Here is a 5,461-nt window from a genome sequence, read left to right as displayed (position 1 = left end):
CTCGTCGTTCGACGTTGCTCGCTCAGACGAACAGTGCGGTCTCCACCGTGATGCCGTCAACCTTGCTGCGTCCGTCAAGGTCCTTCAGTTCAAGGAGCACGGCGAGCGCCTCGACCGAGGCGCCGCACTGCTCCAAGAGGTCGACCGCGGCGCGGGCGGTCCCGCCCGTGGCCAGGACGTCGTCGATGATCAGGACGCGCTGCCCCTCGTGAACGGTCTGGGGACGGATCTCCATGCGCGCGCTGCCGTACTCCAGGGAGTAGTCGACGCCGATCACCTCGCCGGGAAGCTTGCCCGCCTTGCGGATCGTCAGCATGCCCAGGCCCAGCTCGGCGGCGACGGGGGCCCCGAGGATGAACCCGCGCGACTCCAGCCCGGCCACCGCGTCGATGCGACCCGCGTAGCGCGCGCCGATCAACTCTACGAGTTCCTTGAAGGCAGGTCCGTTGGCGAACAGGCCTGTGATGTCGCGGAACAGAACACCCGGCTCGGGGAAGTCCGGGATCTCCACCAGGTTGTCCTGGACAAGAGTGGCGACGCGGTCGCCGAGTTCACCGATCATCGATGAGTCTTCTTCCTGTGAGGCTGATTCTCGTTGCCCAGGCGCTTGCCGGGCTTAATCGGGGCCACCTTGACGGCCTTCGCGGAGGAGGACTCGCCGGTGGTGGTGCGGTGGGCGCGCTCGTGCGCGACGGCCGCGTTGTGCTCGCGGGTCTTGTCCGACAGCTCCTGGAAGGTGACGAGGAGCGGCGAGGCGATAAAGATCGACGAGTAGGTGCCCGCGATCATACCGATGAACAGCGCCAGCGAGATATCCACCAGGGTACCCGGGCCCAGGGCCACCGTACCGATGATGAGGATCGCTCCGACCGGGAGAAGGGCCACAACCGACGTGTTGATCGAACGAACCATCGTCTGGTTGACGGCGAGGTTCACGTATTCGGCGAAGGTGTAGTGCTTCTGCTCGTAGACGTCCGATGTCAGCTCGCGCACCTTGTCGAAGACGACGACGGTGTCATAAAGCGAGTAGCCCAGAATCGTCAGGAAGCCGATAACGGTGGCCGGCGAGACCTCGACCTGCAGAATCGCGAACACGCCGACGGTCACCGCGATGTCGTGCACGAGGGCGAGCAGCGCCGAGGCGGCCATCTTCCAGGAGCGGAAGTACACGGTCATAAGCAGGGCCACGAGGGCCATGAAGATGACGAGCGACTGCGCGGCCTTGGTCGTCACCGACGAGCCCCACGAGGGGCCGATCGAGGAGGACTGGACCTCGGACGCTTCCACGCCGTAGGCGCTGGCCAGGGCTTCGCGCATCTGGGCGGTCCCCGCCGAATCCAGCGACGCGGTCTGGATGCGCACCGAGTCGGAGCCGACGCGGGTGACCTTCGGAGCCCCCTCGACAAGGCCGGTAGAGGTCACCGCGTGCGAGGCGAAAGACTCGCTCTGATCGGCCACGTGCGCGACGTCGAACTGAGAACCGCCCGTGAACTCGATCGAGCGGTTCAGGCCCAGAATCGCCACGAGCGCGAAACCAACGACGACCACCGCCGCGGCCAATCCAACGAAGATCTTGCGCTTAGGCACGACCGCATAGGACTTCTCGCCCGAATACAGGGCGTTGCCCCACTGAGCAAAACTCATCATGTCAGTTCTCCTCTTCCTCGGTCGCCACGGGTTCAGCGGACACCTCGGACGTCGCTGAGGCGCCCTCGTCGGCGGCCTGCTCGGCCTTGCGCGCGGCCAGACGCGCCGCGCGGCGACGCTCGGCGATGGACAGTCCATCCCCGGCCTCGTCCTTCGTCGACGAGGCCGACTCCCCGCGCGCGACGACGCGACCGCGTCCGGCGTACACGAGGGCATTCTTTGCGCCCAGGTGCTCGGGGTCGAGGCCGGAGAGCTTGTGGCCCTCGCCGAAGAAGCGGGTGCGGATCAGGAGCTCCATCATCGGGTGCGTAAAGAGGAAGATCACGGCGATGTCGATGACGGTCGTGACACCCAGGGTGAAGGCGAAGCCCTGAACGCCACCGACGGCGAGCAGGTAGAGCACGACGGCCGCGACCAGGTTGACCGCGTCGGAGACCAGGATGGTGCGCTTGGCGCGATCCCAGCCCTCCTCGACGGCGGCCTGCAGCGGGCGACCGTCACGCACCTCGTCTCGGACGCGTTCGAAGTACACGATGAAGGAGTCTGTCGTCACACCGATGGCCATGATCAGGCCTGCGACGCCAGCCAGCGACAGGCGGTAGCCCATCGCCCACGACAGGAGCGCGATCACCAGGTAGGTGATAATCGAGGCGATGATGAGCGAACCCGCGGAGATGACCGCGAGGCCGCGGTACTGCCAGATCAGGTAGAAGATGACGAGCAGGAAGCCGATGAGGGCCGCCCACAGGCCAACCGTCAGGTGATCGGTGCCGATGGTCGCGGAGATCTGCTGTTCGGACTCGACCTCGAAGTTCAAGGGCAGCGAGCCGAACTGCAGCTGGTTGGCCAGCGCGGTCGCGGACTGGGAGGTGAAGTTGCCGCTGATCTGGGCCTCACCGTTGGAGATGATCGCCTCCATCGACGGGGCGGTGATGACCGTGCCGTCAAGGACGACTGCGAAGGCGTTGCGGTCGGGGCGTCCCTGATAGAAGGAGGAGCCCTGCGGATCCGAGTCGTGGTAGCCGTAGAGGATCGTGGACGTGTCCTTGAACTTCTCGGTGCCATCGGCGTTGAACTGCAGGGAGACGATCCACTGACCGGTGGTCTGGCCGTTGTTGTTGCGCGCGAGACCGGCCGTGGCGCTCTTCAGGTCCGAGCCGGGCACGGCCACGGGTCCCAGGATGTACTTAATCTGGCCGGAGTCGTCGCAAGCGGCGTAGGGCTTGTCCGCCGCACCCTCGACGCGCTTGACGTCAGCGGAGGCGGAGCAGTCCAGGGTCAGGAAGTCGTACCAGACCTGCTCGGTGACCCACGCCAGGTCCGAGGCGTTGGCCGGCTCGCTCGCCGGGGTGTCCGACAGGACGCCATCGCCGTTCTGGTCCGCGATGCTCATCGCAGTCGCCTCGTCAAGGGCGGTGGACTGCACCTCGGACGCACCGGACTGGGCTGCGCCAGACTGGGCGTCAGGGCTGGACTGGGCTGCGCCGGACTGGGCGCCCGACTGAGCGCCGCTCTGTGCCTGGCCCGACTGGCCCTCGGCGTCGCTAGAGGTCGCCGCCGTTGTCTGCTGGTTCTGGATCACGCCCTGGGCCGCACCGACGCGCAGCACCGGGCGGAAGTTCATCTGCGAGGACGAACGAATGAGGTCCAGCTGCTCCTGCGAGGGGGTGCCGGGAATCGACACCATGATGTTGGAGTTACCGAGGGAGGAAATTTCGGACTCGGACACGCCGGAGGCGTCGATTCGATTACGAATAATCGTGATCGCCTGCGTGATGTCTTCCTCGGTGATCTCGCGCTGACCCTCGGAGGTTGCGGTGGGGGTCAGGATGAGCTGCGTCCCGCCCTTCAGGTCGAGGGCGAGGTCGGGGTAGGGTGATACGCCCTTGACGAAGTGCCCGATCGCCAGCGCCGCGCACGCCGCCACGATGGCGACGGTGAGCGTCACGAGCGCGCGCACAGGGCGTCGCTTATGAGATGCCACGGTTCTACTTTCCGTTCAGCCTTGTCTTACTTCTGCTGCTCGTCGGAGTCCTGGAGAGGGGACTGCGCGTCCGTGTCGTCGAGCCCGAGGATGGACTCATCCTCGTCCGCCGACTCAGGCGCGTCGGATGCCTCGGCCACCTCGTCCTCCTCGGTCGTGGCCAGGGGCGGCTGGCCACCGATCTCGGCGATCATCTGGCGTTCCCAGTACATCTCGTGACCATCGGTGGTCTCCAGGACGACGATGTCGCCGTCCAGGTCGACGAAACGGCCCCAAAAACCGACGCGGGTACGCACCCACGTGCCGGGGGTGACGGCCGCAAGCTGGTCGCGCTTGTCCTGCTCCATTTTCTCCATCTGCTTCTTGCGGGAGCGCGATGTCCACACCATGAACAAGAGGGCGACAGCGATCAGGGCGAGCATGGTTAGGTTGTTCATAAAGGCTGGTTCACTTTCGATGACGGTCCGGCGCGTCGAGCGCACCTTGCCAGTCTAATGCCGAGGGAAGGTTTTAGCCTAAGTGATGTCCATGCGGCGCGGCGCATCGACGTCAGCGTCGGGATTTGTCACCCCGCGGGCGGCCGGGACCAGCGCCATCGGAGACGAGGCTGCTCCCCTAGTCGAAGAGAGCGCCGTCCGGCGCGGGCGGCGCGAGGCCGAGGTGTCCCCAGGCCTTCGGGGTCGCCATGCGTCCGCGATTGGTGCGCACGAGGAACCCTTCGCGCACGAGGTAGGGTTCGGCGACCGTCTCGACGGTCTCCGCTTCCTCGCCGATGGTCACGGACAGGGTCGTGAGCCCGACGGGGCCGCCGGCGAAACGACGGCACACGGCGTCGAGGACCGCGCGGTCCAGGCGATCCAGGCCGGAGGGATCGACCTCGAAGAGCTCGAGGGCGCCGCGCGCCGCGTCCAGCGTCAGGGTCCCGTCCCCGTGCACCTGGGCGTAGTCGACGACACGGCGCAGGAGCCGGTTCGCGATGCGGGGTGTTCCGCGCGAACGCGAGGCGATCTCGTGGGCGGCGCGCGCGTCGATGGGTGATCCCAGGAGGGTCGCGGAGCGCGTCACGACCGACTGGAGCTCCTCGGTCTCGTAAAACTCCAGGTGAGCGGTAAAACCGAAACGGTCGCGCAGCGGGGCCGGCAGCAGGCCGGAGCGCGTGGTCGCGCCGACAACCGTGAAAGGAGGCAGCGTCAGGGGAATGGAGGTGGCGCCGGGTCCCTTGCCGACAACCACGTCGACGCGGAAATCCTCCATCGCCAGGTAGAGCATCTCCTCGGCGGTGCGCGCCAGGCGGTGAATCTCGTCAATAAAGAGGATGTCGCCTTCCTGCAGGCCCGACAGGATCGCGGCCAGGTCCCCGGCGTGCTGAATCGCAGGTCCGGAGGTCAGGCGCAGCGACGTGCCCATCTCAGCGGCGATAATCATGGCGAGTGTCGTCTTGCCCAGTCCCGGGGGGCCGGCCAAGAGCACGTGGTCGGGGGTGGCCGAGCGCATGCGGGCGGCGTCCAGGACCAGCTGGAGCTGGCCTCGTACGACGCGCTGACCGACGAACTCGGAGAGCTTCTTGGGGCGCAGGGCCGCCTCGGCGGCGCGCTCAAGCTCGCCCGCGTCCGGGGCGACGATGCGCATCGACTCGATGTCGGGCTGGTCAGCCACGGCCGCCTCCCAGGCTCACGAGCGCGGCGCGCAGCATGTCGGAGGCCCCGAGCCCGCTTCCCGCGAGCTTCTCGATGGCCTTGGCTGCCTGCGCCTCGGACCAGCCCAGGCCCACGAGGGCGGCGCTCACCTCGGCGGCGACCGCGTCCTGGCTCGGCGCAGGTGCCGCGGTCG

At 67.1% G+C, this 5,461-nt stretch carries 5 protein-coding genes and 1 pseudogene; all 6 read right to left on the bottom strand.

The genetic code is table 11. The features are described from left to right. Positions 1-22 precede the first annotated feature (22 nt). Positions 23-562, bottom strand: a complete 540-nt coding sequence (locus HMPREF1138_RS07565) for an adenine phosphoribosyltransferase (RefSeq protein WP_009058305.1) — start codon at positions 560-562, stop codon at positions 23-25. After that, positions 559-1,647, bottom strand: coding sequence for a protein translocase subunit SecF (gene secF, locus HMPREF1138_RS07560; RefSeq protein WP_039937448.1), 1,089 nt, complete (start codon positions 1,645-1,647; stop codon positions 559-561). The genes HMPREF1138_RS07565 and secF overlap by 4 nt, the downstream gene beginning before the upstream one ends. A gap of 1 nt (position 1,648) precedes the next feature. Next, entirely contained in the window at positions 1,649-3,631 is a 1,983-nt protein-coding gene (gene secD, locus HMPREF1138_RS07555; RefSeq protein ID WP_009058297.1) for a protein translocase subunit SecD, read from the bottom strand. A gap of 26 nt (positions 3,632-3,657) precedes the next feature. Beyond that, positions 3,658-4,068, bottom strand: coding sequence for a preprotein translocase subunit YajC (gene yajC / locus HMPREF1138_RS07550; RefSeq protein WP_009058308.1), 411 nt, complete (start codon positions 4,066-4,068; stop codon positions 3,658-3,660). 178 nt (positions 4,069-4,246) lie between these two features. After that, entirely contained in the window at positions 4,247-5,260 is a 1,014-nt protein-coding gene (gene ruvB / locus HMPREF1138_RS07545) for a Holliday junction branch migration DNA helicase RuvB (RefSeq protein WP_155887153.1), read from the bottom strand. A gap of 19 nt (positions 5,261-5,279) precedes the next feature. Further along, positions 5,280-5,461: pseudogene (locus HMPREF1138_RS07540) on the bottom strand (Holliday junction branch migration protein RuvA); the annotation flags it as partial.

Source organism: Actinomyces sp. ICM58 (assembly GCF_000283035.1).
In the GTDB taxonomy this organism is placed as follows: Bacteria; Actinomycetota; Actinomycetes; order Actinomycetales; family Actinomycetaceae; genus Pauljensenia.
The sequence above is the reverse complement of the archived record's forward strand: the minus strand, read 5'-3'. Positions and strand labels throughout refer to the sequence as shown.